20 protein-coding genes and 1 pseudogene are annotated in these 24,126 nt (G+C 59.6%); 11 read left to right on the forward strand and 10 right to left on the reverse strand.

Annotated features, from left to right (window positions below; genetic code table 11):
• Positions 1 to 5 precede the first annotated feature (5 nt).
• On the forward strand, positions 6 to 761 hold the full coding sequence (locus K675_RS0126040; RefSeq protein WP_420066349.1) for a TenA family transcriptional regulator: 756 nt from the start codon (positions 6 to 8) through the stop codon (positions 759 to 761).
• A 54-nt stretch (positions 762 to 815) separates the two neighbouring features.
• Here the strand turns inward: K675_RS0126040 and K675_RS0126045 are convergent, their stop codons facing one another.
• The 5 genes from K675_RS0126045 to K675_RS0126065 all read right to left on the reverse strand — a co-directional run bounded on the left by K675_RS0126045 (position 816) and on the right by K675_RS0126065 (position 5,742).
• The gene (locus tag K675_RS0126045) at positions 816 to 1,742 is read right to left on the reverse strand and encodes a GGDEF domain-containing protein (protein WP_017906400.1); all 927 of its coding nucleotides are present in this window, start codon (positions 1,740 to 1,742) and stop codon (positions 816 to 818) included.
• Between the two features lie 363 nt (positions 1,743 to 2,105).
• Positions 2,106 to 2,846 (reverse strand): YciK family oxidoreductase, encoded by a 741-nt coding sequence (locus K675_RS0126050; RefSeq protein WP_017906401.1) that lies wholly within the window; start codon positions 2,844 to 2,846, stop codon positions 2,106 to 2,108.
• 126 nt (positions 2,847 to 2,972) lie between these two features.
• Entirely contained in the window at positions 2,973 to 3,644 is a 672-nt protein-coding gene (mupP, locus tag K675_RS0126055; protein WP_017906402.1) for an N-acetylmuramic acid 6-phosphate phosphatase MupP, read from the reverse strand.
• Between the two features lie 3 nt (positions 3,645 to 3,647).
• Positions 3,648 to 4,346: a bifunctional 2-polyprenyl-6-hydroxyphenol methylase/3-demethylubiquinol 3-O-methyltransferase UbiG gene (ubiG, locus tag K675_RS0126060; protein WP_017906403.1), complete on the reverse strand. Its 699-nt coding sequence runs from the start codon at positions 4,344 to 4,346 to the stop codon at positions 3,648 to 3,650.
• 64 nt (positions 4,347 to 4,410) lie between these two features.
• Positions 4,411 to 5,742, reverse strand: coding sequence for a TRZ/ATZ family hydrolase (locus K675_RS0126065; RefSeq protein WP_017906404.1), 1,332 nt, complete (start codon positions 5,740 to 5,742; stop codon positions 4,411 to 4,413).
• A 114-nt stretch (positions 5,743 to 5,856) separates the two neighbouring features.
• Here K675_RS0126065 and mtnA point away from each other — a divergent pair, with 114 nt between their 5' ends.
• From mtnA to ihfB, 10 genes and pseudogenes are all read left to right on the forward strand, one after another.
• A complete protein-coding gene (gene mtnA, locus K675_RS0126070; RefSeq protein WP_017906405.1) occupies positions 5,857 to 6,933 on the forward strand; it encodes an S-methyl-5-thioribose-1-phosphate isomerase in 1,077 nt (358 codons plus the stop codon).
• Positions 6,934 to 7,257: 324 nt separating this feature from the next.
• Positions 7,258 to 10,056 carry a DNA gyrase subunit A gene (gene gyrA / locus K675_RS0126075; protein ID WP_017906406.1) on the forward strand — a complete coding sequence of 933 codons (2,799 nt, stop codon included), beginning with the start codon at positions 7,258 to 7,260 and terminating at the stop codon, positions 10,054 to 10,056.
• A 182-nt stretch (positions 10,057 to 10,238) separates the two neighbouring features.
• Entirely contained in the window at positions 10,239 to 11,324 is a 1,086-nt protein-coding gene (serC, locus tag K675_RS0126080) for a 3-phosphoserine/phosphohydroxythreonine transaminase (protein ID WP_026145548.1), read from the forward strand.
• Positions 11,324 to 12,418, forward strand: coding sequence for a prephenate dehydratase (gene pheA / locus K675_RS0126085; RefSeq protein WP_017906408.1), 1,095 nt, complete (start codon positions 11,324 to 11,326; stop codon positions 12,416 to 12,418). Before serC ends, pheA begins: the two co-directional genes overlap by 1 nt.
• Before the next feature lie 10 nt (positions 12,419 to 12,428).
• Positions 12,429 to 13,541, forward strand: a complete 1,113-nt coding sequence (gene hisC / locus K675_RS0126090; RefSeq protein WP_017906409.1) for a histidinol-phosphate transaminase — start codon at positions 12,429 to 12,431, stop codon at positions 13,539 to 13,541.
• 28 nt (positions 13,542 to 13,569) lie between these two features.
• A pseudogene (locus tag K675_RS0126095) lies at positions 13,570 to 14,469 on the forward strand (prephenate dehydrogenase/arogenate dehydrogenase family protein); the annotation flags it as partial.
• A 20-nt stretch (positions 14,470 to 14,489) separates the two neighbouring features.
• Positions 14,490 to 15,179: a (d)CMP kinase gene (cmk, locus tag K675_RS0126100; protein ID WP_017906411.1), complete on the forward strand. Its 690-nt coding sequence runs from the start codon at positions 14,490 to 14,492 to the stop codon at positions 15,177 to 15,179.
• 119 nt (positions 15,180 to 15,298) lie between these two features.
• A complete protein-coding gene (rpsA, locus tag K675_RS0126105; protein WP_017906412.1) occupies positions 15,299 to 16,984 on the forward strand; it encodes a 30S ribosomal protein S1 in 1,686 nt (561 codons plus the stop codon).
• A gap of 192 nt (positions 16,985 to 17,176) precedes the next feature.
• Positions 17,177 to 17,461: a hypothetical protein gene (locus K675_RS0126110; RefSeq protein WP_017906413.1), complete on the forward strand. Its 285-nt coding sequence runs from the start codon at positions 17,177 to 17,179 to the stop codon at positions 17,459 to 17,461.
• A 133-nt stretch (positions 17,462 to 17,594) separates the two neighbouring features.
• A complete protein-coding gene (gene ihfB / locus K675_RS0126115; protein ID WP_017906414.1) occupies positions 17,595 to 17,882 on the forward strand; it encodes an integration host factor subunit beta in 288 nt (95 codons plus the stop codon).
• 113 nt (positions 17,883 to 17,995) lie between these two features.
• Here ihfB and K675_RS0126120 read toward each other — a convergent pair whose 3' ends face one another.
• The 5 genes from K675_RS0126120 to K675_RS0126140 all read right to left on the reverse strand — a co-directional run.
• A complete protein-coding gene (locus K675_RS0126120; protein WP_026145550.1) occupies positions 17,996 to 19,006 on the reverse strand; it encodes an MraY family glycosyltransferase in 1,011 nt (336 codons plus the stop codon).
• Positions 19,003 to 19,962, reverse strand: coding sequence for a UDP-glucose 4-epimerase family protein (locus K675_RS0126125; protein WP_026145551.1), 960 nt, complete (start codon positions 19,960 to 19,962; stop codon positions 19,003 to 19,005). The genes K675_RS0126120 and K675_RS0126125 overlap by 4 nt, the downstream gene beginning before the upstream one ends.
• A gap of 2 nt (positions 19,963 to 19,964) precedes the next feature.
• The gene (locus K675_RS0126130; protein ID WP_037007213.1) at positions 19,965 to 21,143 is read right to left on the reverse strand and encodes a glycosyltransferase family 4 protein; all 1,179 of its coding nucleotides are present in this window, start codon (positions 21,141 to 21,143) and stop codon (positions 19,965 to 19,967) included.
• Between the two features lie 7 nt (positions 21,144 to 21,150).
• A complete protein-coding gene (locus tag K675_RS0126135) occupies positions 21,151 to 22,782 on the reverse strand; it encodes a heparinase II/III family protein (RefSeq protein WP_017906419.1) in 1,632 nt (543 codons plus the stop codon).
• Positions 22,783 to 22,838: 56 nt separating this feature from the next.
• A partial coding sequence (locus K675_RS0126140) for an asparagine synthase C-terminal domain-containing protein (protein WP_017906420.1) occupies positions 22,839 to 24,126 on the reverse strand: 1,288 nt, incomplete at its 5' end.

The following is a 24,126-nucleotide window of genomic DNA, read 5'->3' on the forward strand; positions in this document are numbered from 1 at the left end:
CGCTTATGGAAGCCACCAGCTATCCGGCCTGGGCACAACAGCTCATTCGGGACTGTAGCGAGAGCAAGCGCCGTGTTGTCGAACACGAACTTTACCAGCGGATGCGCGACAACAGGCTGAGCGCGAGAACCATGCGCCAGTACCTGATCGGTGGCTGGCCGGTGGTCGAGCAGTTTGCCTTGTACATGGCCCAGAACCTGACCAAGACCCGCTTTGGCCGCCATCCCGGCGAAGACATGGCGCGACGCTGGCTGATGCGCAACATCCGCGTGGAATTGAACCACGCCGACTACTGGGTGCACTGGAGCAGGGCCCATGGTGTCACCCTCGAAGACCTGCAGGCGCAGCAGGTGCCTCCCGAGCTGCATGCCCTGAGCCACTGGTGCTGGCATACCAGTTCGGCGGATTCGCTGGTGGTGGCGGTCGCCGCCACCAACTATGCGATCGAGGGTGCCACCGGCGAGTGGTCGGCGCTGGTCTGCTCGACCGGCGTCTATGCGGCGGCGTTCCCCGAGGAAGAACGCAAGCGTGCGATGAAGTGGCTGAAGATGCACGCCCAGTACGATGATGCCCATCCCTGGGAGGCGCTGGAGATCGTCTGCACCCTGGCGGGGACCCATCCGAGCCAGGCGTTGCAGACCGAGCTGCGCCAGGCGATCTGCAAGAGCTACGACTACATGTACCTGTTCCTGGAGCGGTGCATGCAGTTGGAAAAGACGCCGGTCGCCCGTGAGCGCGTGGCAGAACTCGCCGAAGGCTGAGTTGATGAAAGGGCGGGCTGTTCCGGGGTTGGGCATGCAAGCGCGACCCGCGGGCTAGCCCGCCATTGCCAGTCGGTTGCGACCTTCGCGCTTGGCCACATACAGCGCGCTGTCGGCGCGGCGAAGCAGGCTTTGCAGCGATTCCCCCGGGAGCAGGGTGGCACAACCCAGGCTCACCGTCAGGGCAATCGCCTGTTCATTGGCGGCATAGTCCCGGGACTGCGTGGCCTGGCGCAGGCGTTCGCCCACCAGGGCGGCTGCCTCCCGACCGGTATTGGACAGGACGACGAGAAACTCCTCGCCGCCGTAGCGGAAGATCATGTCGATATTGCGCAACTGCTCCTTGATCGAGGCGGCGACCGCCTTGAGCACCTGGTCGCCGGCAGCGTGGCCGTAGCTGTCGTTGATACGCTTGAAATGATCGATATCCAGCATCAGCAGCGACAGGGGCTGGCTGTGACGGCGCGCCAGGTCGATTTCCCGCTGCAGGGTCTGGTCCATGGCGATACGGTTGCCGGTTTCGGTCAGCGGGTCGCGCAGGGCGCTCTGGGTCGCGGCCCTATAGAGCAGGGCGTTGCGCATCGGGTAGAGCAGGCAGGACAGCAGCGATTCGAGGTTGCCCAGTTCCTGTTCGGTGAAACGCTGGCTGCGTCGAAACAGCAGTTCGCCCATGTGCTCGCCCTCATGGCTGAGGCTGTAGCTCGCCGAATGATGGCCGCGCTGGCCGAACTCCAGCCGCAAGTCGCTCGGCTGGTGCGTGTATACCAGGGATTGCAGTGGCACCAGGCGCTGGATCTCGCGGAAGAACAGGCCGAGGATGCGCTCCGGCTCCAGGCTGGTTTGCAACTGCAGCATCAGTTGCTGGCGCAATTGCGTCAGAGTGGTCGGGCGGTGGAACAAAGAGGGGGCTTGGCCGAAACCCAGGCGTTGCAGCTTGGCGCTATCGAAATCAATGGCGTTGGTCTGGATCGGTGTCTTCATGGTGGCGGGCCCCCTGGGCTCAGCATGCAGTCTTACAGGCTGGCGAATGCGGCTTGGGGCTGCGCATCGTACTGATCCATCAGTCCCGTAGGACCCTTGGCATCAGTCTAGTCGCTGGAGCCAGGCTTTGCGGGCCTGGCCGATGGAATGCCCCGTGGCGTTCGCATGGCGTGTCTGAGGCAAGTTAGAGCGAAAGTCGTGCCAATCCGTTCACTTGAATATAAGTCTTTGAAATTCAGTGACTTGGTTTTTTGACGCGGCAGAAAGTACGCTGCGGCGGCAAATCCTTGACTTGCCATAGTGGCTTTTTGGAATTTACGGCTTGCCGTGCCGGTATTCCGGCACGGAGCGGAAGGCGGGAATTTACTGGGCGTTGAAGGCCTGGCCGTTGATGCCGGTGCTGTCCGGGCCCATCAGGTAGAGATAGACCGGCATGATCTCTTCCGGGCTCGGATTGTCCAGCGGGTTTTCCCCGGGGTAGGCCTGGGCGCGCATGCTGGTACGGGTGGCGCCCGGATTGATGCTGTTGGCGCGAACCGGGGCGACGCCGTCCAGTTCGTCGGCGAGGGTCTGCATCAGGCCCTCGGTAGCGAACTTGGACACGCCATAGGCCCCCCAGTAGGCACGGCCCTTGCGGCCGACACTGCTGGAGGTGAAGATCACCGAAGCGTCCTGGGACAGTTTGAGCAGCGGCAGCAGGGTGCTGGTGAGCATGAACATCGCATTGACGTTGACCTGCATGACGCGCATGAAGTTGTCGCCCGAGAGCTGTTCCAGCGGCGTGCGCGGGCCGATGATCGAGGCGTTGTGCAGCAGGCCGTCGAGGTGGCCGAACTCGCTCTCGATCATCGCCGCCAGTTCGTCGTACTGATGCGGCAGCGCGGTTTCCAGGTTGAAGGGGATCACCACCGGTTGCGGGTGGCCGGCGGCCTCGATTTCGTCGTAGACCTGGGTCAGGTTGGCTTCGGTCTTGCCCAGCAGCAGCACCGTGGCGCCGTGGGCGGCGTAGCTTTTGGCGGCGGCCGCGCCGATGCCACGACCGGCACCGGTGACCAGGATCACCCGGTCCTTGAGCAGTTCGGGGCGGGCGGAATAATCAAACATGGCTAAACCTCAACGGAATATGGGAGGAACGCTGCCTGTAGGAGCCGGCTTGCTGGCGATCGATTGACGCGGCGTAGCTGCGCGATCGCGTCGCCTGGATCGCCAGCAAGCCGGCTCACACACAGTTCAGCAACTGCACAGGGCGTGGTCGAGCACTCGGCGCAGTTCCAGCGGATGATCGACGACCACATCGGCGCCCCAGTGATCGGGATTGTCGTCCGGATGGATGTAACCGTAGCGCACGGCGGCGGTGCGGGTGCCGGCATCCCGGCCCGATTCGATATCGCGCAGGTCGTCACCGACGAACAGGACGCTGGCCGGGTCGAGGTCGAGCATCTTGCAGGCAAGGATCAGTGGCTCGGGGTCCGGTTTGCTTTTGGTGACGTGATCCGGACAGATCAGCAATGCCGAGCGTTCGGCCAGGCCGAGTTGCTGCATGATCGGTTCGGCGAAACGCACCGGCTTGTTGGTGACCACGCCCCAGATCAGCCTTGCCTTCTCGATGTCCTCCAGCAGCTCGCCCATGCCGTCGAACAGCTTGCTGTGCACCGCGCAGGCCTTGAGGTAGCGCTCAAGGAACTCCTGGCGCAGTTCCTCGAAGCCCGGTGACTCGGGGTCCATCATGAAGGTCACCGCGACCATCGCCCGGGCGCCGCCGGAGATCTCGTCGCGGATCAGCTTGTCGGCAATCGGCGGCAGCCCGCGATCGGCCCGCATGGCCTGGCAGATGGCGATGAAGTCCGGCGCGGTATCGAGCAGGGTGCCATCCATGTCGAAGAGAACCGCTCTCAGGCGCATCGTTCACTCCTCGCGCAGGGTCTGGATCATGTAGTTCACGGCCACGTCCGCCGCCAGCTTGTAATGCTTGGTCAGCGGGTTGTAGGTCAGGCCGATGATGTCCTTTACCGCCAGGCCGGCTTCGCGGCTCCAGGCGCCCAGCTCGGAGGGACGGATGAACTTCTTGAAGTCGTGGGTGCCGCGCGGCAGCAGACCCATGATGTATTCCGCGCCGACGATGGCGAACAGGTAGGCCTTGGGATTGCGGTTGATGGTGGAAAAGAACACCTGGCCGCCGGGCTTGACCATGCGGAAGCAGGCACGGATTACCGACGACGGGTCGGGTACGTGTTCGAGCATCTCCAGGCAGGTGACGACGTCGAACTGTTCGGCCATTTCCTCGGCCAGGGCTTCGGCGGTGATCTGCCGGTATTCGACATCGACGCCCGATTCCAGCTGGTGCAGCCGGGCCACGGCCAGAGGCGCCTCGCCCATGTCGATCCCGGTGACGGTGGCGCCGCGCTGGGCCATGGCTTCGCTGAGAATGCCACCGCCGCAGCCGACGTCGAGGACCTTCTTGCCGGCCAGCTTGACCCGTTCGTCGATCCAGTTGACCCGCAGCGGGTTGATGTCGTGCAGCGGCTTGAACTCGCTCTCGCGGTCCCACCAGCGGTGGGCCAGGGCTTCGAACTTGGCGATTTCGGCGTGGTCGACGTTGCTCATGGGGCTATTCTCCAAAGCTTGAAAATCAGGGTGATCCCGGGTCGTGGCTGCCCGGGACGATCATTCAATGGGCGTGTCCGCCAATGCGCTGGCCCCAGTCCCGGGCCGTCGCGGTCAATTTCTGTTCATCCAGGCGGGTCAGGCGCCGGTCGTCGAGCAGTGGCTTGCCGCCGACCCACAGATGTCGCACGCAATCGCGTCCGCCGGCGTAGATCAGTGCGGACACCGGTTCGTAAATGGGTTGCTGGGCCAGGCCGCCGAGGTCAAAGGCGACGATATCCGCGGCCTTGCCGACCTCCAGGCTGCCGATTTCGCTGTCCAGGCCCAGGGCTCGGGCGCCGTTGAGGGTGGCCATGCGCAAGGCGCGATGGGCATCCAGGGCGCTGGCGGAGCCGGCGACGGCCTTGGCCAGCAGGGCGGCGGTACGGGTTTCCCCGAGCAGGTCGAGATCATTGTTGCTCGCCGCGCCATCGGTGCCGATGGCCACATTGACGCCGGCCTGCCACAGGCGTTCGACCGGGCAGAAGCCGCTGGCCAGTTTCAGGTTCGATTCCGGGCAGTGAATCACGCTGGTGTTGCTTTCTACCAGTAAAGCGAGGTCGTCATCGCTGATTTGGGTCATGTGCACGGCTTGCAGGCGCGGTCCCAGCAGGCCGAGTCGGGCCAGCCGGGCCAGGGGGCGTTCGCCGTGCTGTTCGAGCGCCTGCTGGACCTCGAAGGCGGTTTCGTGCACGTGCATCTGAATCGCCGCGTCGAGTTCCTCGGCGATCATGCGGATCTTTTCCAGGTTTTCGTCACCCACGGTATAAGGCGCATGCGGACCGAAGGCTATCCTGATGCGGGGGTGGTGCTTGAGGTCGCCGAACAGTTCGATGGCCTGACGCAGGGCCTCGTCGGCGCTGGCGGCCCCGGGAATCGGGAAGTCGAGGATCGGCATGGCGATCTGGGCGCGGATGCCGCTGTCATGCACGCATTCGCTGGCCACTTTCGGGTAGAAATACATGTCCGAAAAGCAACTGATCCCGCCCTTGATCTGTTCGGCGATGGCCAGGTCGGTACCGTCGCGGACGAAGTCCTCGCTGACCCATTTGCCCTCGGCCGGCCAGATGTGCTGCTCCAGCCAGGTCATCAGCGGCAGGTCGTCGGCGAGGCCGCGGAACAGGGTCATGGCGGCATGTCCATGGGCATTGACCAGGCCTGGAGCGAGCAGCGTGCCCGGCAGTTCGCGGACTTCCTCGGCCGCCAGCTTCAAGGCCTCGGCCCGTGGGCCGATAAACGCGATACGCCCGTCACGGATGCCCAGGCCATGCTCCTTGAGAACCACGCCAGCCGGTTCGACAGGTACCAGCCAGGTGGGCAGCAACAGCAGGTCGAGCGGGACGGCGATGTGTGGCATCGAGGGCGGCTTCCAGGCTTCATGCATATATTCGGAAAGCGAAGTATACCCGAGCGTCCAGGCGGGGTGATCGCTATAATCGATGGCTTTTGTTTCATCATTGCGGAGTGAGTCATGCGCGATCGGTTGTTGGCAGCGGAAAAGGTCAAGGCCATCGATTGGTGCCAGGGGACCTTGCGCCTGCTCGATCAGCGTATCCTGCCGTTCGAGCAGAACTGGCTGGACTGCGCCAGCGCCGTGGCGGTCGCCGAGGCGATTCGGGCGATGGCCGTGCGTGGCGCCCCGGCCATCGGTATCTGTGCGGCCTATGGCGTGGTGCTGGCGGCGCGGGCCCGGCTGGCCGAAGGTGGCGACTGGGCGGCGGCGCTGGAGGAGGATTTCGCCTTGCTGGCCGCTTCACGTCCGGCTGCGGACAGCCTGTCCTGGGCGCTCGGGCGCATGCGCGAGCGGCTGGGGCGGCTCCGTGAGGGCGCCGATCCGCTGGCGGCGCTGGAGGCCGAGGCCATCGCCATCCACGACAGTGATCGCGAAGCCAACCTGACCATGGCGCAATGGGGTGTCGAGCTGATTCGCAAGCACCAGGGCAACGCCCAGGCGATTCTCACCCATTGCAATACCGGGGCTTTGGCCACCGGTGGTTTTGGCACGGCGCTGGGGGTGATTCGCGGCGCCTTCGTCGAGGGCATGGTCGAGCGGGTCTATGTCGATGAGACCCGGCCCTGGCTCCAGGGCTCGCGCCTGACCGCCTGGGCGCTGGCCAGCGAAGGCATTCCGGTGACCGTGAGCGCCGACTCGGCCGCCGCCCATGTCATGAAGGCCAGGGGCGTCACCTGGGTCGTCATCGGTGCCGACCGCATCGCCGCCAATGGTGATGTGGCGAGCAAGATCGGCACTTATCAGTTGGCTGTCTGTGCCATGCACCATGGCGTGCGCTTCATGGTGGTGGCGGCGAGCTCGACCATCGACCTGGCGCTGGCCAGCGGAGAGGAAATCGTCCTGGAGGAGCATGAGGGTGACGAGTTGCTGGGGGCTGGCGGCAAGCGGCTCGATGTCCGGGTGGAGACCTTCAATCCGATCTTCGATGTGACTCCGGCGGATTTGATCGATGTCATCGTGACCGAAAAGGGGGTCGTCGAACGACCGGATACCGCCAGGATCGCTCAACTGATGTGCCGCAAGCGCCTGCACTGATCCGGTTTTTCCCGGCCAGCCGGCTTTTTCGGGCGAAAAATACCGGTGTTTTGCTTCTAAGCCCCTCCAGGTGCGCTCTCGAAGGATTTCATTGGTCGCCTGTCTGGTTCCTTGTGTATCCAGGGATAGGTGCGTGGCGGCGATTGTGATAACATCCGGCGGTTTCCAGGGTTGCCCGAACCGGCTGCCCTTACTGCGCAGATCCATGGCATAACTCGTTGATTTGTCGTAAGTCGCTGCCAGGCACCAGGTCGGCAGCGGCAAGCTTCGTTCGTCCCATATGGATGTGACGAAGTTTCACCAGAAAAAGGAATCAGGCTTCTCATGGGCGAACTGGCCAAAGAAATCCTCCCGGTCAATATCGAAGACGAGCTGAAACAGTCCTACCTCGACTACGCGATGAGCGTGATCGTCGGGCGGGCACTGCCCGATGCGCGTGATGGCTTGAAGCCCGTGCACCGGCGTGTCCTGTTCGCGATGAGCGAACTGGGTAACGACTGGAACAAGCCGTACAAGAAATCTGCCCGTGTGGTCGGTGACGTGATCGGTAAGTACCACCCGCACGGTGATACCGCTGTATACGACACCATCGTTCGGATGGCGCAGCCATTCTCCCTGCGCTATCTGCTGGTCGACGGTCAGGGCAACTTCGGTTCCGTCGACGGCGACAACGCCGCGGCCATGCGATACACCGAAGTGCGCATGACCAAGCTGGCGCACGAACTGCTGGCCGACCTGCACAAGGAAACCGTGGACTGGGTGCCGAACTATGACGGCACCGAGCAGATCCCGGCGGTCATGCCGACCCGTATCCCCAACCTGCTGGTCAACGGTTCCAGTGGTATCGCCGTGGGCATGGCGACCAACATCCCGCCGCACAACCTCGGCGAAGTGATCGACGGTTGCCTGGCGCTGATCGACAACCCCGACGTCACCGTCGACGAACTGATGCAGTACATCCCCGGTCCGGACTTTCCGACCGCGGGGATCATCAACGGCCGTGCCGGCATCATCGAGGCCTATCGCACCGGTCGCGGGCGCATCTACATGCGTGCCCGTTCGACCGTCGAGGATATCGACAAGGTCGGTGGCCGCCAGCAGATCGTCATCACCGAGCTGCCTTACCAGCTCAACAAGGCTCGCCTGATCGAGAAGATCGCCGAGCTGGTCAAGGAAAAGAAACTCGAAGGTATCACCGAGCTGCGCGACGAATCCGACAAGGAGGGTATGCGCGTGGTGATCGAGCTGCGTCGTGGCGAAGTGCCGGAGGTGGTGCTCAACAACCTCTACGCCCAGACCCAGCTGCAGAGCGTGTTCGGTATCAACATCGTCGCGCTGGTCGACGGTCGTCCACGGATCCTCAACCTCAAGGACCTGCTGGAAGCCTTCGTCCGCCACCGCCGCGAAGTGGTGACCCGTCGTACCGTGTTCGAACTGCGCAAGGCGCGTGAGCGTGGCCATATCCTTGAAGGCCAGGCTGTGGCGCTGTCGAACATCGACCCGGTGATCGCGTTGATCAAGGCTTCGCCGACACCGTCGGAAGCCAAGGAGGCGCTGGTCAGCACCCCGTGGGAATCCAGCGCGGTGATGACCATGGTCGAGCGCGCCGGCGCCGACTCCTGCCGTCCGGAGAACCTCGACCCGCAATATGGCCTGCGTGACGGCAAGTACTACCTGTCGCCGGAGCAGGCCCAGGCCATCCTGGAATTGCGTCTGCACCGCCTGACCGGCCTGGAGCACGAGAAGCTGCTGGCCGAGTACCAGGAGATTCTCAACCAGATCGGCGAGCTGATCCGCATCCTCAACAGTGCCGTGCGCCTGATGGAAGTGATCCGCGAAGAGCTGGAAGTGATCCGCGCCGAGTACGGCGACGCGCGCCGCACCGAAATCCTCGATGCGCGCCTCGACCTGACTCTGGGCGACATGATTCCGGAAGAAGAGCGCGTGGTGACCATTTCCCACAGCGGCTACGCCAAGACCCAGCCGCTGTCGGCCTACCAGGCCCAGCGCCGGGGCGGCAAGGGCAAGTCGGCGACCGGTGTCAAGGATGAGGACTACATCTCTCACCTGCTGGTTGCCAACAGCCATGCCACGCTCCTGCTGTTCTCCAGCAAGGGCAAGGTCTACTGGCTCAAGACCTACGAGATTCCCGAGGCGTCCCGTGCCGCACGCGGTCGTCCGCTGGTCAACCTGCTGCCGCTGGATGAAGGTGAGTACATCACCACCATGTTGCAGATCGACCTGGAAGCCCTGCAGCAGAGCGCCGGTGCCGATGACGAGCTGGACGATGCCGATGATTCGGTGATCGAGGGCGAAGTGATCGAGGCCGATGAAGCTGCCGATGCGGCTGAAGAGGTGGATGGCGATACCGCCGAGCTGGTGGCTGAGCCAACGGGTGCCTACATTTTCATGGCCACCGCTTTCGGTACGGTCAAAAAAACTCCGCTGGCCCAGTTCAGCCGTCCGCGTACCAGTGGCCTGATCGCCCTGAAGCTGAAGGAGGGCGACACCCTGATCGCCGCTGCAATCACCGACGGTGCCAAGGAAGTCATGCTGTTCTCCGATGCCGGCAAGGTGATTCGCTTCGCCGAAAGCGGCGTCCGCGAGATGGGTCGTGGTGCCCGTGGTATCCGCGGCATGCGGATTGGCAAGGGGCAGAAACTGATCTCCATGCTGATTCCGGAGTCGGGTGCGCAGATCCTCACCGCCTCCGAGCGTGGTTTCGGCAAGCGTACGCCGCTGAGCAAGTTCCCGCGTCGCGGCCGTGGCGGCCAGGGCGTGATCGCCATGGTCACCAAGGATCGCAATGGCCAGTTGATCGGCGCGATCCAGGTGCAGGAAGGCGAGGAAATCATGCTGATTTCCGACCAGGGCACCCTGGTTCGTACCCGTGTCGACGAAGTGTCCAGCCTGGGTCGTAACACCCAGGGCGTGACCCTGATCAAGCTGGCCAACGACGAAACGCTGGTCGGCCTGGAGCGCGTCCAGGAGCCGTCGGAAGTCGAGGGCGAGGAGTTGGAGATTGTGGCGGACGCCGAATTCGATAGCGAAATGCCAATCGACGGTGCGGTCGGTGATTCGTCCCCGGACGAGGCGGCCGATGAAGTTGAACAGCAGGATTAATTAAACGCCTGCGCCTGACGTTGTAGCTTGTAGGGCAACCCATCGTTGGACGGTGGGGCGTGATCGAACGCGGAGCGGTCGTTGTCGGACCGCTTTGTCGTGTCAGGAGTATCGAGATTGTTCCTGCAGGGTGCCGGGCAGGCCTGGCGGCATGTATATCTTCAAGCATAGCGAGAGTGGATGTGAGCAAACGAGCCTATAACTTCTGCGCAGGTCCTGCTGCGCTGCCTGAAGCTGTCCTGTTGCGTGCCCAGTCGGAGTTGCTGGACTGGCAAGGCAAGGGGCTGTCGGTCATGGAAATGAGCCATCGCAGCGATGAGTTCGTCTCCATCGCCGAGCGGGCCGAGCAGGATCTGCGCGATCTGCTGGATATCCCCTCGAACTACAAGGTGCTGTTCCTGCAGGGCGGCGCCAGCCAGCAGTTTGCCCAGGTCGCGTTGAACCTGCTGCCGGAAACCGGCAAGGCCGACTACATCGAGACCGGTATCTGGTCGAAGAAGGCCATCGAGGAAGCTTCGCGTTTCGGTAACGTCAACGTCGCCGCCAGCGCCAAGGCCTATGACTACTTCGCCATCCCGGGTCAGAACGAGTGGAAGCTGACGAAAGACGCGGCCTATGTTCACTACGTCTCGAACGAGACCATCGGTGGCCTGGAGTTCGACTGGATTCCAGAAACCGGCGACGTGCCACTGGTCACCGACATGTCTTCGAACATTCTCTCGCGCGCCGTGGACATTTCCCGCTTCGGCATGATCTATGCCGGTGCGCAGAAGAACATCGGCCCGAGCGGCATTGTCGTCAATATCGTTCGTGAAGACCTGCTGGGTCGTGCCCGCTCGATCTGTCCGACCATGCTCGACTACAAGGTCGCGGCCGACAACGGTTCGATGTATAACACCCCGCCGACCCTGGCCTGGTACCTGTCGGGCCTGGTGTTCCAGTGGCTCAAGGAGCAGGGGGGGGTCGAGGCCATCGGCAAGCTCAACGACCTCAAACAGCGCACGCTGTATGACTTCATCGACGCCAGCGGCCTCTACAGCAACCCGGTCAACAAGAGCAACCGCTCGTGGATGAACGTGCCGTTCCGTCTGGCTGACGATCGCCTGGATAAGCCGTTCCTGGCCGGTGCCGACGCTCGTGGTCTGCTGAACCTCAAGGGGCACCGCTCCGTGGGGGGCATGCGTGCCTCCATCTACAACGCCGTGGGTATCGATGCGGTCAACGCATTGGTCGCCTACATGGCGGAGTTCGAGAAGGAGCACGGCTGATGGCTGAACAGGAACTCAAGGCGCTGCGCCTGCGCATCGACAGTCTCGACGAGAAGATCCTCGAGCTGATCAGCGAGCGCGCCCGCTGCGCCCAGGAAGTCGCACGGGTCAAGATGGGCTCGCTGGCCGAGGGCGAAGTACCGGTGTTCTATCGCCCCGAGCGTGAGGCGCAGGTGCTCAAGCGCGTCATGGAGCGCAACCAGGGGCCGCTGGGCAACGAGGAGATGGCGCGGCTGTTCCGCGAAATCATGTCCTCCTGCCTGGCACTGGAGCAGCCACTGAAAGTGGCCTACCTGGGCCCCGAGGGGACCTTCACTCAGGCGGCGGCGATGAAGCACTTCGGCCATGCGGTGATCAGCAAGCCGATGGCGGCGATCGACGAGGTGTTCCGCGAGGTGGCCGCCGGCGCGGTGAACTTCGGCGTGGTGCCGGTGGAAAACTCCACCGAGGGTGCGGTCAACCACACCCTCGACAGTTTCCTCGAACACGACATGGTGATCTGCGGCGAAGTCGAGCTGCGCATCCACCACCACCTGCTGGTGGGCGAGAACACCAAGACCGACAGCATCAGCCGTATCTACTCCCACGCCCAGTCCCTGGCCCAGTGCCGCAAGTGGCTGGACGCCCACTATCCGAATGTCGAGCGCGTGGCGGTGTCGAGCAACGCCGAAGCGGCGAAGCGGGTCAAGGGTGAGTGGAATTCGGCGGCGATCGCCGGTGATATGGCGGCTGGCCTGTACGGCCTGACCCGCCTGGCCGAGAAGATCGAGGACCGTCCGGACAACTCCACGCGGTTCCTGATGATCGGCAACCAGGAAGTGCCACCGACCGGCGACGACAAGACTTCGATCATCGTCTCCATGAGCAACAAGCCGGGTGCGCTGCATGAGTTGCTGGTGCCGTTCCATGACAACGGTATCGACCTGACGCGCATCGAAACCCGGCCTTCGCGCAGCGGCAAGTGGACCTACGTCTTCTTCATCGACTTCGTCGGCCACCACCGCGACCCGCTGGTCAAGGGTGTGCTGGAGAAGATCAGCCAGGAGGCGGTAGCGCTCAAGGTGCTGGGCTCCTACCCGAAAGCGGTTCTCTAAGGGCGTGAACATGAGTGGCGACTTCCTCGCCCTGGCGCAGCCGGGCGTGCAAAAACTTTCGCCTTACGTTCCGGGCAAGCCCGTGGACGAATTAGCGCGCGAGCTGGATATCGATCCGGCGAACATCGTCAAGCTGGCGAGTAACGAAAACCCGTTGGGCGCCAGTCCCAAGGCGCTTTCGGCGATTGCCGATGCGCTGACCGAACTGACCCGCTACCCGGATGGCAACGGCTTCGAGCTGAAGCAGCGTCTGTCCGAGCTGTGCGGGGTGCAGGCCAGCCAGGTGACTTTGGGCAACGGTTCCAACGATATTCTCGAACTGGTTGCCCGGGCCTACCTGGCGCCGGGGCTGAACGCGGTGTTCAGCGAGCATGCTTTCGCGATCTACCCGATCGTGACCCAGGCCGTTTCCGCTGATGCCCGTGTGGCGCCAGCCAGGGACTTCGGCCATGACCTGCCGGCGATGCTGGCGGCGATCGACGAGAATACCCGGGTGGTGTTCATCGCCAACCCGAACAACCCGACCGGGACCTGGTTCGGCCCGCAGGCGCTGGAAGCTTTCCTGGCCGCGGTGCCCGAGCAGGTGCTGGTGGTGCTGGACGAGGCGTACATCGAGTACGCCGAGGGTGATGATCTGCCGAATGGCCTGAATTACCTGGCGAGCTACCCGAACCTGCTGGTCTCGCGCACCTTCTCCAAGGCCTATGGCCTGGCGGCGCTGCGGGTCGGCTACGGGCTGTCGTCGCCGGCGGTGGCGGATATCCTCAACCGGGTGCGCCAGCCGTTCAACGTCAACAGTCTGGCCCTGGTGGCCGCCTGTGCCGCGCTGGATGATGTCGAGTACGTGGCGCGCAGTCGCGAGTTGAACGAGGCGGGCATGCAGCAACTGGAAGCCGGCTTCCGCCAGTTGGGGTTGGAGTGGATTCCTTCGCGGGCCAACTTCATCGCCGTCGATGTCGGTCGCGATGCCGCTCCGGTCTACCAGGGGTTGCTGCGCGAGGGTGTGATCGTGCGTCCGATCGGCGGCTACGGACTGCCGCGGCACCTGCGGGTCAGTATCGGCCTGGCCAGTGAAAACAGCCGTCTGCTCGAGGCGCTGGGCAAGGTTCTGGCCCGTGGTTGATGTCATGCCGATGCAATCTGCGACGCCTATGATCGGCCGCCTGGTGGTGGTCGGTCTTGGGCTTATTGGGGGCTCCTTCGCCAAGGGGCTGCGTGAAAGTGGCCTGTGTCGGGAAGTGGTAGGGGTCGATCTCAATCCGCAGTCGCGCCGCTTGGCGGTTGAGCTGGGCGTGGTCGATCGCTGCGAGGAAGACCTGGTGGCGGCGTGCCAGGGGGCTGATGTCATCCAACTGGCGGTGCCGATCCTGGCGATGGAAAAGATGCTCGGCCTGTTGGCGGGCATGGACCTCGGCCAGGCGATCCTGACGGACGTCGGCAGCGCCAAGGGCAACGTGGTGCGGGCCGCCGTTGAAGCGTTCGGTGCCATGCCGGTGCGGTTCGTGCCCGGCCATCCGATTGCCGGGTCCGAGCAGAGTGGGGTGGAGGCTTCCAACGCCAGGCTGTTCCGGCGGCACAAGGTGATCCTCACGCCGCTGGCCGGGACCGATGCGGATGCGGTGGCGACGGTCGACGCGCTCTGGCGTGCGCTGGGCGCGGATGTCGAGCAGATGGACGTCGGGCGGCACGATGAGGTGCTGGCGGCGACCAGTCACCTGCCGCACCTGCTGGCCTTCGGCCTGGTCGATTCGCTGGCCAAGCGCAACGAGAACCTGGAGATCTTCCGTTACGCCGCAGGCGGCTTCCGTGACTTCACGCGAATCGCCGGCAGCGACCCGGTCATGTGGCACGATATCTTCCTGGCCAACCGCGATGCGGTCCTGCGTGCGCTGGACACCTTCCGCGGCGACCTGGACGTCCTGCGCGATGCCGTCGACGCGGGTGACGGGCATCAACTGCTGGATGTGTTCAAGCGGGCCCAGGCGGCTCGCGAACATTTCGGCAGGATCTTGGCCCGCCGGGCCCGCAAGGACACAATGAACGTCAACGATGATCAGAAAGAGGCTCAGTCGTGAATATTCAAGCTCCAGTCATCGCCATCGACGGACCTAGCGGCTCGGGCAAGGGCACCATCGCCGGCCTGCTGGCCAAGCGCCTGGGTTGGTGTCTGCTGGACTCCGGCGCGCTTTACCGGTTGCTGGCCTTCGCCGCGCGCAATCATGGCGTCGACCTGACCAACGAGGAATCCCTCAAGTTGCTGGCCGCGCATCTCGATGTGCAGTTCATCGGTGCGACCGACGGTCAGCCGGAGCGCATCATCCTGGAAGGGGATGACGTCACCCAGGACATCCGCAACGAGTCGATCGGTGCCGGTGCGTCCCAGGTCGCTTCCCTGCCGGCGGTGCGCGATGCGCTGCTGCAACGCCAGCGGGCATTTCGCGAGGCGCCCGGGCTGGTGGCCGACGGTCGCGACATGGGCACCGTGGTGTTTCCCGATGCGCCGTTGAAGATCTTCCTCACCGCCAGCTCCGAGGAGCGTGCCCGTCGTCGCTACTTGCAGTTGAAGGCCAAGGGCGATGATGTTAGTCTGTCGAGTCTGCTGGATGAGATCCGTGCGCGCGATGAGCGCGATACCCAGCGAGCGGTGGCCCCGCTCAAGCCGGCGGCCGACGCCATACAGCTGGATTCCACGGAGTTGTCCATCGAGCAGGTGCTGGAACGCATCATGAGCGAGATCGCCATTCGCGATATCGCCGGGTGACCAAGAGGGGTGCAGGGGACCAGTCATAGTCCTGCATGGCCTCTTTATATGAACGTAACCCACATCGTCTGGGGTGTGGCAGATGGGCGTATTCTTCGCCCTCATCAACAGGAATTAAAATGAGCGAAAGCTTTGCGGAACTCTTTGAAGAGAGCTTGAAGACCCTGAATCTTCAGGCTGGTTCGATCATCACCGGTGTTATCGTTGATATCGATTACCAAGCTCGTTGGGTAACTGTCCACGCTGGTCTGAAGTCTGAAGCTCTGATCCCGCTGGAACAGTTCTACACCGATGCTGGCGAACTGAACATCAACGTCGGTGACGAAGTTCACGTGGCGCTGGATTCGGTTGAAGATGGCTTTGGTGAAACCAAGCTGTCCCGTGAAAAAGCCAAGCGCGCTGAATGCTGGATCGTTCTGGAAGCAGCCTTCGCAGCCGAGGAAGTGGTCAAGGGCGTTATCAACGGTAAGGTTAAGGGCGGCTTCACTGTCGACGTTAACGGCATCCGTGCGTTCCTGCCAGGTTCCCTGGTTGACGTCCGTCCAGTGCGCGACACCACGCACCTGGAAGGCAAAGAGCTCGAGTTCAAGGTCATCAAGCTCGACCAGAAACGCAACAACGTTGTCGTTTCCCGCCGCAGCGTCCTGGAAGCCGAGAACTCCGCCGAGCGTGAAGCTCTGCTGGAATCCCTGCAGGAAGGCCAGCAGGTCAAGGGTATCGTCAAGAACCTCACCGACTACGGTGCATTCGTTGATCTGGGCGGCGTCGATGGCCTGCTGCACATCACCGACATGGCCTGGAAGCGCATCAAGCATCCATCGGAAATCGTCAACGTTGGCGACGAGATCGATGTCAAGGTTCTGAAGTACGATCGCGAGCGCAATCGTGTTTCCCTGGGCCTGAAGCAACTGGGCGAAGACCCATGGGTTGCCATCAAGGCTCGCTACCCGGAAAGCACCCGCGTGACCGCGCGTGTCACCAACCTGACCGACTACGGCTGCTTCGCTGAGCTGGAAGAAGGCGTTGAAGGCCTGGTGCACGTTTCGGAAATGGACTGGACCAACAAGAACATCCATCCTTCGAAAGTCGTACAAGTCGGCGACGAAGTGGAAGTCATGGTTCTGGACATCGACGAAGAGCGTCGTCGTATCTCCCTGGGTATCAAGCAGTGCAAGTCGAACCCATGGGAAGACTTCTCTGGCCAGTTCAACAAGGGCGACAAGATCTCCGGTACCATCAAGTCGATCACCGATTTCGGTATCTTCATCGGTCTGGACGGCGGCATCGACGGCCTGGTTCACCTGTCGGACATCTCCTGGAACGAAGTCGGCGAAGAAGCCGTACGTCGCTTCAAGAAGGGCGACGAGCTGGACACCGTCATCCTGTCGGTTGACCCAGAGCGTGAGCGCATCTCCCTGGGCATCAAGCAGCTGGAAAGCGATCCGTTCTCCGAGTACGTCTCGGTCAACGACAAAGGCGCTGTTGTCAAAGGCACTGTGAAAGAAGTTGACGCCAAAGGCGCCATCGTCGTTCTGGCCGACGATATCGAAGCGACTCTGAAAGCCTCCGAAATCAGCCGTGACCGCGTTGAAGACGCGCGTAACGTCCTGAAAGAAGGCGAAGAAGTAGAAGCCAAGATCATCAGCGTTGATCGTAAGAGCCGCGTCATCCAGCTCTCGATCAAGTCGAAAGACGTTGAAGACGAGAAAGAAGCCATCCAGAGCCTGAAAGCCGCTCCGGAAGGTGAAGCAGCTGACACCACCATGGCTGCTCTGCTGCGTCAAGCAATGGCCAAGCAGAACTGAGTTCTGTCTGACTGTTGAAAGAAAGGGCGACTTCGGTCGCCCTTTTTTGTGCGCGTGTTTTGCGCGTATCGCATGCGAAACAAAATCGGACTTGTGGCTGTCACATTCATAGGTGTAAAGATATGGCTGTCTGAGCTGGTCATGCACGCATGGTCAGGGTTTTCTCAGGGCGTCGCCTTGGTAAGGATGTGAATGAGCAAGCTCTTAGCGGTAATTGCCCTGGCGCTGGTCGTTGCCGGGTGTACCACCAGTGCCAAGACCCACGTCAGGCATGGCGTGAGCGGAATCGAGATCGACTGCTCGGGGTTGGGATCTGGCTGGGACAAGTGCTACAAGCGTGCGGCCCGCGAGTGCAAGGCTCAGGGCTACAAGGTCGTTACCAAATCCAGCGATGCCAGGGATGAGGAGGGCGACTATCTGTTCGGCTGGAACCCTGCGGGCTCGGTTACGCGAACCATGCTGGTCATCTGTAATTAGTCGCTGCCGGCCCCCTCGATCCTCGACGCACCTTGTATGCAGATAAGTCAATGGGTGGGCTGTTCAAAACCATCCAGCCGTGCTACAACCTTCGAAATGCTTTTCCTAGTTGCTTGAAAAAGAAGGGAAAAATATGACGAAGTCGGAGTTGATCGAACGAATTGTCACCCATCAGGGCCTGCTCTCGTCCAAGGATGTCGAGCTGGCTATCAAGACCATGCTCGAGCAGATGTCCCAATGCCTGGCGACCGGAGATCGGATCGAGATCCGTGGATTCGGTAGCTTTTCCCTGCATTACCGCGCACCGAGGGTGGGGCGTAACCCGAAGACCGGGCAGTCAGTGAGCCTGGATGGTAAATTTGTGCCGCATTTCAAGCCGGGGAAGGAGTTGCGGGATCGGGTGAATGAGGAGGATGAATAGCCGTTACGGTTATTCATGGGGCCGGTACTTCCAGAACATCCCTGCACACACCGCCATCCCCAGTGGACTTGCCCTCTTTGGTCTGGGGCGTGTGTTGTTTGAGATGGTTGAAATTATTCCTTTGTACCCGCTTTGAACTTAAAGGCCAGGATGATGAGCGGTATATAGGCCAGAAGTAACCCTGCAAAGCCGTCCAGCCTGTCTGTTCCTATCAGTAGCCCAATTGGAAGCAGCCAGAGGAGATTGATTGCTGCGACTGTCAGCGTAACCGGTAGATGCTTGCCGAACTGGCGTGACGCAAATTGATAGGCATGGCTACGGTGTGCTTCGTAGACTTTCTCTCCTCGCAATAGGCGTCTAAGCAACGTCCAGGTCGCATCGACGATAAACACACCGAGTAGGACCAGCCAGCCCCAGAAAAGTTGTGGGGCTGTCCAGGCGGCTTGTAAAGACAATATCCCCAGTGTGATTCCCAGGAAACCACTACCGGCATCCCCCATGAAGATCCGGGCTGTCGGGAAGTTCCAGTACATAAATCCTGCTACCGAGAAAGCCAGCAGCAACGGTAACAGAGCGAGTGCGATGTTTCCGTTCAAGCCATATAGCAGCGCACCTCCAAGGCACACGCAGATAGCCTCGATGCTGGCAATACCGTTAATGCCGTCCATGAAATTGTAAAGGTTCAGCAGCCATACCAGGTAAACTGCCGCCAGCCCATGACCGAGCCAGCCAAGGTCGAGTGGAAATCCCAGCAGGCTCAGTGGCGGTAACCCGCTGAGCCAGAATAGTGACCAGGTCGCAGCGATAAAGTGACCCAGCAAGCGCCAGCGGGCACTGATATGGCCATGGTCATCAAGGAACCCCAATACTGCGATCCCGGCCCCGGCGCCCAGCAAAGCGAAGCCAAGGGGCCAGGAGACAAAGCCCATGCTTGCCGCCACCGGCAAGGTCAGCAGGAAACTGATCACAATGGCGACACCACCACCACGTGGTGTGGGTATCGTGTGCGAACTCCTAGCGTTGGGTATATCGATCAGGCTCCGCGACAGTGCATATCTACGCAGCCCCCCAGTGAGAAAAAGTGCAATGATAGTTACTATCGGTAATAACAACCATGTATTCATTTTGTCTGCCATTTCAAAAAGTATTCGGCGGTTTTGCGCAAGGCGTCGTCGACACTGAATGGCGGAGTCCAATTCAGGAGTTCATGAGTCTTCTTGATATCGACTTGTAGTGAGCCGCACAATCGTTGAGCCAGCGCTTGCTTGCCTAATAGATAGGTGCCTTTCTCAAGCACCCAACTGGGCACTGGTAATAGCCTGGCTGGTCTACCCAGGGCGTTGCTCATTCTGCGCAGCAGGTCGCTGGTGGAGAGATCTTCTCCATCGCTGACCAGAAACACCTGATTGGCCGCGGCAGGATGGTCGCAGCAAGTGCTGATCAGATCAGTGAGATTTTCCAGTGCGACCAGGCTGCGTCGGTTGTGAATGGCGCCAAAAGGCATTGGTACGCCTTTGTACAGCCAGTTCATCATGCTCAGAAAGTTGGCCTGTACGCCTGGTCCATAAACAAGCACAGGGCGAATGATCACCACTTCCATGCCGGTTTTTTGAGCCAGGGCTCGCAGAGCTTGCTCTGCTTCCATTTTCGATACCCCATAGGGGTCGATGGGCGCCGCTAAACCGTCAGCGGTATAGGGGCTTCCTGCAGAAGTACCTTCTCCGTTCACCTTGATCGAGCTGACAAAGATAAAACGCTTGATTCCGGCTTCAACTGCTTGTCGGGCCAGATTCAGCGTGCCATCGACGTTGACCTTGCGATACTCGGCGAGAGGGTCGGTAGACTGATCACGCATGACATGTACGCGGGCAGCCAAATGTATGACCACGTCTTGTCCTTGCAGTAAAGGCGTCCAGTCCTGTTGTGCCGAGAGTCCATCAATCCGTTGTTGCCGCACCTTGGCGTCCAGGTCTGGCTGTTGCTGGCGCATCGCTGCAGTGATCTGATGGCCACGTTCGAGCAGTGGCGCTATCAGGCCTCGGCCAACAAAGCCGCTGGCACCTGTTAACGTGATACGCATAATCAATGTCCCTCGATGAGTGAGAGAACGTCTTTTGACATACTGTTCATGATATTGCCCCTGGAGAAATGCTCAACGAAGGAGTTGCGGGGGGCGGTTACCATTTTAAGTATATCAAAGGTCGTAACGGCTGCCTCTACATCGCAGGGGGAGAAGACTGCGGCGTTGTCGATGTTTTGAGAGATAAAGTCTGCCGCATAACCAGATACGCCTGCCCAGATCGGTTTACCCAGGGCTGCATACTCGAATAGTTTGGATGGAAGGACTTTTCGAAACGCATCATAATCGTTCAGATGTAAAAACAATACGTCAGCGGACTGATAAACCTTGATCAGCTCGTTACGTTTCACCGGACTCAATAGCGTTACGTTGGTGCAGCCTGCGGTTTGCAGACTTTCCTTTAATACATCGAGCCTTCCGCCATCACCGATAAGCTTGAAGTTCAGCTTCCCTTCGAAGCGTTTGGCCAGCTGCGGAATGATATTGTGTAGACCCTGCCCCTCTCCTATGTTGCCGGCATAGACGACTTCCCAGATACGCTGTGGACTGTTTTTTTCGCTATCGGGCTGAGCCTTGAGAAACTCGTCGTCAATTCCGTTGGTAAAGGTCGAATAATGTTGCTCCGGGTAAGCCGATTTGAAATAGGGAAGAAACCCGGCAGAAACCAAATTCACTTTCTTGGCGGCACGGATTGTCATCCCTTCAACCAGGGAAAACATGGGTTTGAGCAGCCAGGCCTTTTTCTTTGGTAATACATCCTTGATGGTATCAACGAAAATGTCTCGTATATCCAGGTAGAGTGGCGTTTTGTGCTTGCGAGAGATGAAAGCCCCTAAAAAAGCCGTCATCAGGCGGGATGAGGTCGCATAGACAAGATCGTAATGTGCTGTGCGAGTGAGGCGCTGAACCTGCCTGGCGTACACCAGAAATGCCTTGGCCTGATCCAGCATGCCACTCTTGTGAGAGGGTAATGCGATACGACGTATTGTCAGCCGTGGATGCTCTTCCAGTTCTGGCGCTTCACTGCTAAAAGAACTGTATCGATTGGGCAATGTCGTGATGAGTTCTACATGAGCATACGATGGCAAGTCTTTCATCAGTGAGTTCAGCAGAGCCGTCGTGCGGAAAGAGCCTGCCGAGAGGTCGGGTTGATAATAAAAACTCAAGATCAAAATTTTCAAAGGAACCTCACCATGATACGGTTGTGGTCAGCATCTCTTTGGAGAGCTCGATGACGATGCACTGATTTGGAATGGACTTGCCGAACTTTGGATGCCAGGTCGAAGGAATGACTTTAATATCGATGGCGCCCTGGATGTGAACTCGGACAATCTGGTCGTTGGTGAGTGTAATGGTCAGCCATTCTTGATCTTGAGTAACCACGGCATGTGGATGTACGAAAAGTCGTGAAAGTGCCCGATCGAAGGAGCCTGTGACCCGATCGACTATCTGCAGGGTTCTGCTCGACGCAATCCACTCGCGTTGGTGGAGGTTACGTCCTTTCAAGCGCAAGTAGCCATCGTGGCTACAGCGTACCTTTATTGAATCGTGGGTTTGCTCGAGTACCTCCAAGGTGGCTCGTGCGCGCCTCGCAACTCGGAATCCGGCCCACACTTCGGAAGAGTTTTCGCCATCTACTTCGACAGTGCTGTGAGCGGCTGTGCTGCGTTGACGGTGGCGCTCGGCGTCTTCCCCATATTGAGATGTTCCGGAATTGACGAAAACACGCTGCCCAAAGAGACTCAGCTCGAAGCTCAAGGTGTCGGCATGAGTATGTCCGGGTTGGTAAGCGGGCGCTACCTGTGCGAAGTTCAGCAGAGCTTTGCAATCTTCATCAAAATCGATGACGACATAGCCGCTGTCAGCATGGTGTTTTGCCGACAGTTGCATCGAGCGGCTATCATCGATAGGTGGCAGACATCCCAGGGTATGCGCGTAGGCCTCGATATCCTGCAACAGCGGCGCGATACCAAACGCGGCGTCGTTGAAAAAAGGTATATCGCCGTCGGGGTGACGCATGCTGCGTAGCCAGATAATACCGCGTCTTACGACATTCATCCATTCGGCCTGCCTGTTTCGCAGTTCTGCAAGCGGAGTGTGGGTAGCCAGATTGACTAGATCGCACATATCCCACATTAGGGAGGCGTGATACATGGGGGACAGCTCGAAGTGCGCGCCGTCCGCCAGGAACTGCTCGGTGATTTCCTTGTCCAGTATTTTAAGTCCCAAGGCACGCCAGCGTTCGGCCTGATCGCCTTCCAGGAAGCTGCCCGCGAACAACAACGCCTTGCCATTGACGAACAGATGGTTGGCCAGTATATGGTATTCCACCTGTTTGGAGAGTGCATGAGTTTGCAGCGTCAGGCTTTCCAGCCAGTTTTCAAGTGGCCGGGATTGCTGGTGAAACCACTTGACCAGATTCACGATTCGCAGCGAAAGCGGGTAAGGTTCCCAGCCACAACCCAGGTAGGGCGGATTATCTTGAATCCAACGCTCAACCAGCTCGACATTAAACGCTGCCGAAATACTGCTGTTTGATGTCAGATGGTCAAGGTAATGCAAATTGTAAAGCCAAATCTTCGGGCGTTCTTCGCTGTTCCATTCAATCGGACCGGAAAGGTCCATGAAATCGAATTGATGATCGGCCGTAAAATGCGACGGGTTCCAGCGTGGCATATCTTCCAGTTGAAATGACGGGTTCTTCTTGAGTGCTGTTCCCTGGAATGGCTTTACTTTGGAAAATCGATAGTAGATTCGATAAATTACCTGTTTGGCTCGCAGCGTCTTGATTGTATGGAGGAGAGTAAGGGTGCGGGACATCAATGTTATGCTCTTGAAAGACAAGTATACTTGAAGTTTTATTGCCTGCTGCAGGTTCAAGCAGCCTGTACGCTATTTAGCTTCAGCCAGCGTTCAAAGTAGAGTAGTTGCCAGAGCTTATAGGTGTTATTAACTGCGCCAGAGAAATGCCTCCTGATGATATTTTCCACTTCTTCGCGTGCGATGTACTGATGAACCCTGTCAAGCTCGGCGAGCAATCTATCGGCGCCTAGTTTGCGGATGATGCCGTCCAGCGGGGGGTTGAAGCCGGTTTTCGGGCGATCCACCAGTTCTGCGGAAAGCAGCTTCTTCAGTAGGCTCTTCAGAGGAGCCTTCGGCTCTCCACCAGCGAGTAGGGCCGAGCTTTCTGTCGCGCAACCCTGAGCCAGAATCTTCTCGTCCAGGAGCGGTACGCGTAACTCGATACTGGCCAGCATGCTTGCCTTGTCGGAGACGCTGAGGTTATGACTCAAGAAACCTCTAAGGTCCAGGTGTTGTGCACACTTTACCTTGTCGTTCGGGTTCCCTTCATAATTGATGAATAACGAACGAAGTCGATCCTTGTAGTTCTGCTCCAGGACGGAGTAGTTCGGGAAAAAGCTATTCAGCTCGCGCCTGGAGAAATACCCCAGCATTCGAGAATATGCAAGTGGCCAGTATTTTTCCTGGGCATAGGAGACAAGACGCTCGAATTTTTTGTCGAGCTTCTTAGGGAAAAGCCTAAGCTTGAGTGCAAGTCTCAAGGCCGGAGATAGCAAACTGATCAGGGTGTGATGCTTGAGAACCTTGTAGCGTGGATAACCGGCAAATGCCTCGTCTCCCCCCATGCCACTGAGCATCACCTTATAACCGCTTTCCCGAGCGGCAACCGAAAGCCTGTAGGTTGACCAGAATGTATAATCTGAAATCAATTCTTCTGTATTGCCTGCGACAAAGTCAATCGATTCAAATATGTCGTTGGTAGAGTCTAACAGTTCTGTTGTTACCAATTTCTTATTCAGGAAATTAGCAATGTTAGTTGAAAACTTCATGTCCACGACCGAGTCTTCTGTTGCCTCATACTTTGCAAAAAAAAGATCGGCCTCTCCGGAAAAGCTGGCAAGAATACTGGAGTCGACCCCGCCACTAAAAAATACTCCGACAGGAACATCAGCCATCAACTGCCGATTGGTAGCTGCGCGGACGTTTTCGAGAAGATTGTTCTCTGATTTGAAATCAGAAAGCTTCTGATACTGCTTGAGTTTGCTGAGCCCTGTTGCAAGATTTAATTCAATATAGTTTCCCGGGGGGATTTTTTTGATGGCCTTATAGCCTGTGTTGGGTTCATAGAGGAAACCGTTATTG

Origin of the sequence: Pseudomonas fuscovaginae SE-1, assembly GCF_000364705.1 — a bacterium.
GTDB classification, from domain to species: domain Bacteria; phylum Pseudomonadota; class Gammaproteobacteria; order Pseudomonadales; family Pseudomonadaceae; genus Aquipseudomonas; species Aquipseudomonas fuscovaginae_A.

What these genes read in the sequence shown, in the direction of transcription:
- K675_RS0126040 (WP_420066349.1), top strand. Translation starts at nt 6, where the DNA reads ATGGAAGCCACCAGCTATCCGGCCTGGGCACAACAGCTCATTCGGGAC.
- K675_RS0126045 (WP_017906400.1), bottom strand. Translation starts at nt 1,742, where the DNA reads ATGAAGACACCGATCCAGACCAACGCCATTGATTTCGATAGCGCCAAG.
- K675_RS0126050 (WP_017906401.1), bottom strand. Translation starts at nt 2,846, where the DNA reads ATGTTTGATTATTCCGCCCGCCCCGAACTGCTCAAGGACCGGGTGATC.
- mupP (WP_017906402.1), bottom strand. Translation starts at nt 3,644, where the DNA reads ATGCGCCTGAGAGCGGTTCTCTTCGACATGGATGGCACCCTGCTCGAT.
- ubiG (WP_017906403.1), bottom strand. Translation starts at nt 4,346, where the DNA reads ATGAGCAACGTCGACCACGCCGAAATCGCCAAGTTCGAAGCCCTGGCC.
- K675_RS0126065 (WP_017906404.1), bottom strand. Translation starts at nt 5,742, where the DNA reads ATGCCACACATCGCCGTCCCGCTCGACCTGCTGTTGCTGCCCACCTGG.
- mtnA (WP_017906405.1), top strand. Translation starts at nt 5,857, where the DNA reads ATGCGCGATCGGTTGTTGGCAGCGGAAAAGGTCAAGGCCATCGATTGG.
- gyrA (WP_017906406.1), top strand. Translation starts at nt 7,258, where the DNA reads ATGGGCGAACTGGCCAAAGAAATCCTCCCGGTCAATATCGAAGACGAG.
- pheA (WP_017906408.1), top strand. Translation starts at nt 11,324, where the DNA reads ATGGCTGAACAGGAACTCAAGGCGCTGCGCCTGCGCATCGACAGTCTC.
- hisC (WP_017906409.1), top strand. Translation starts at nt 12,429, where the DNA reads ATGAGTGGCGACTTCCTCGCCCTGGCGCAGCCGGGCGTGCAAAAACTT.
- rpsA (WP_017906412.1), top strand. Translation starts at nt 15,299, where the DNA reads ATGAGCGAAAGCTTTGCGGAACTCTTTGAAGAGAGCTTGAAGACCCTG.
- K675_RS0126110 (WP_017906413.1), top strand. Translation starts at nt 17,177, where the DNA reads ATGAGCAAGCTCTTAGCGGTAATTGCCCTGGCGCTGGTCGTTGCCGGG.
- ihfB (WP_017906414.1), top strand. Translation starts at nt 17,595, where the DNA reads ATGACGAAGTCGGAGTTGATCGAACGAATTGTCACCCATCAGGGCCTG.
- K675_RS0126120 (WP_026145550.1), bottom strand. Translation starts at nt 19,006, where the DNA reads ATGAATACATGGTTGTTATTACCGATAGTAACTATCATTGCACTTTTT.
- K675_RS0126125 (WP_026145551.1), bottom strand. Translation starts at nt 19,962, where the DNA reads ATGCGTATCACGTTAACAGGTGCCAGCGGCTTTGTTGGCCGAGGCCTG.
- K675_RS0126135 (WP_017906419.1), bottom strand. Translation starts at nt 22,782, where the DNA reads ATGTCCCGCACCCTTACTCTCCTCCATACAATCAAGACGCTGCGAGCC.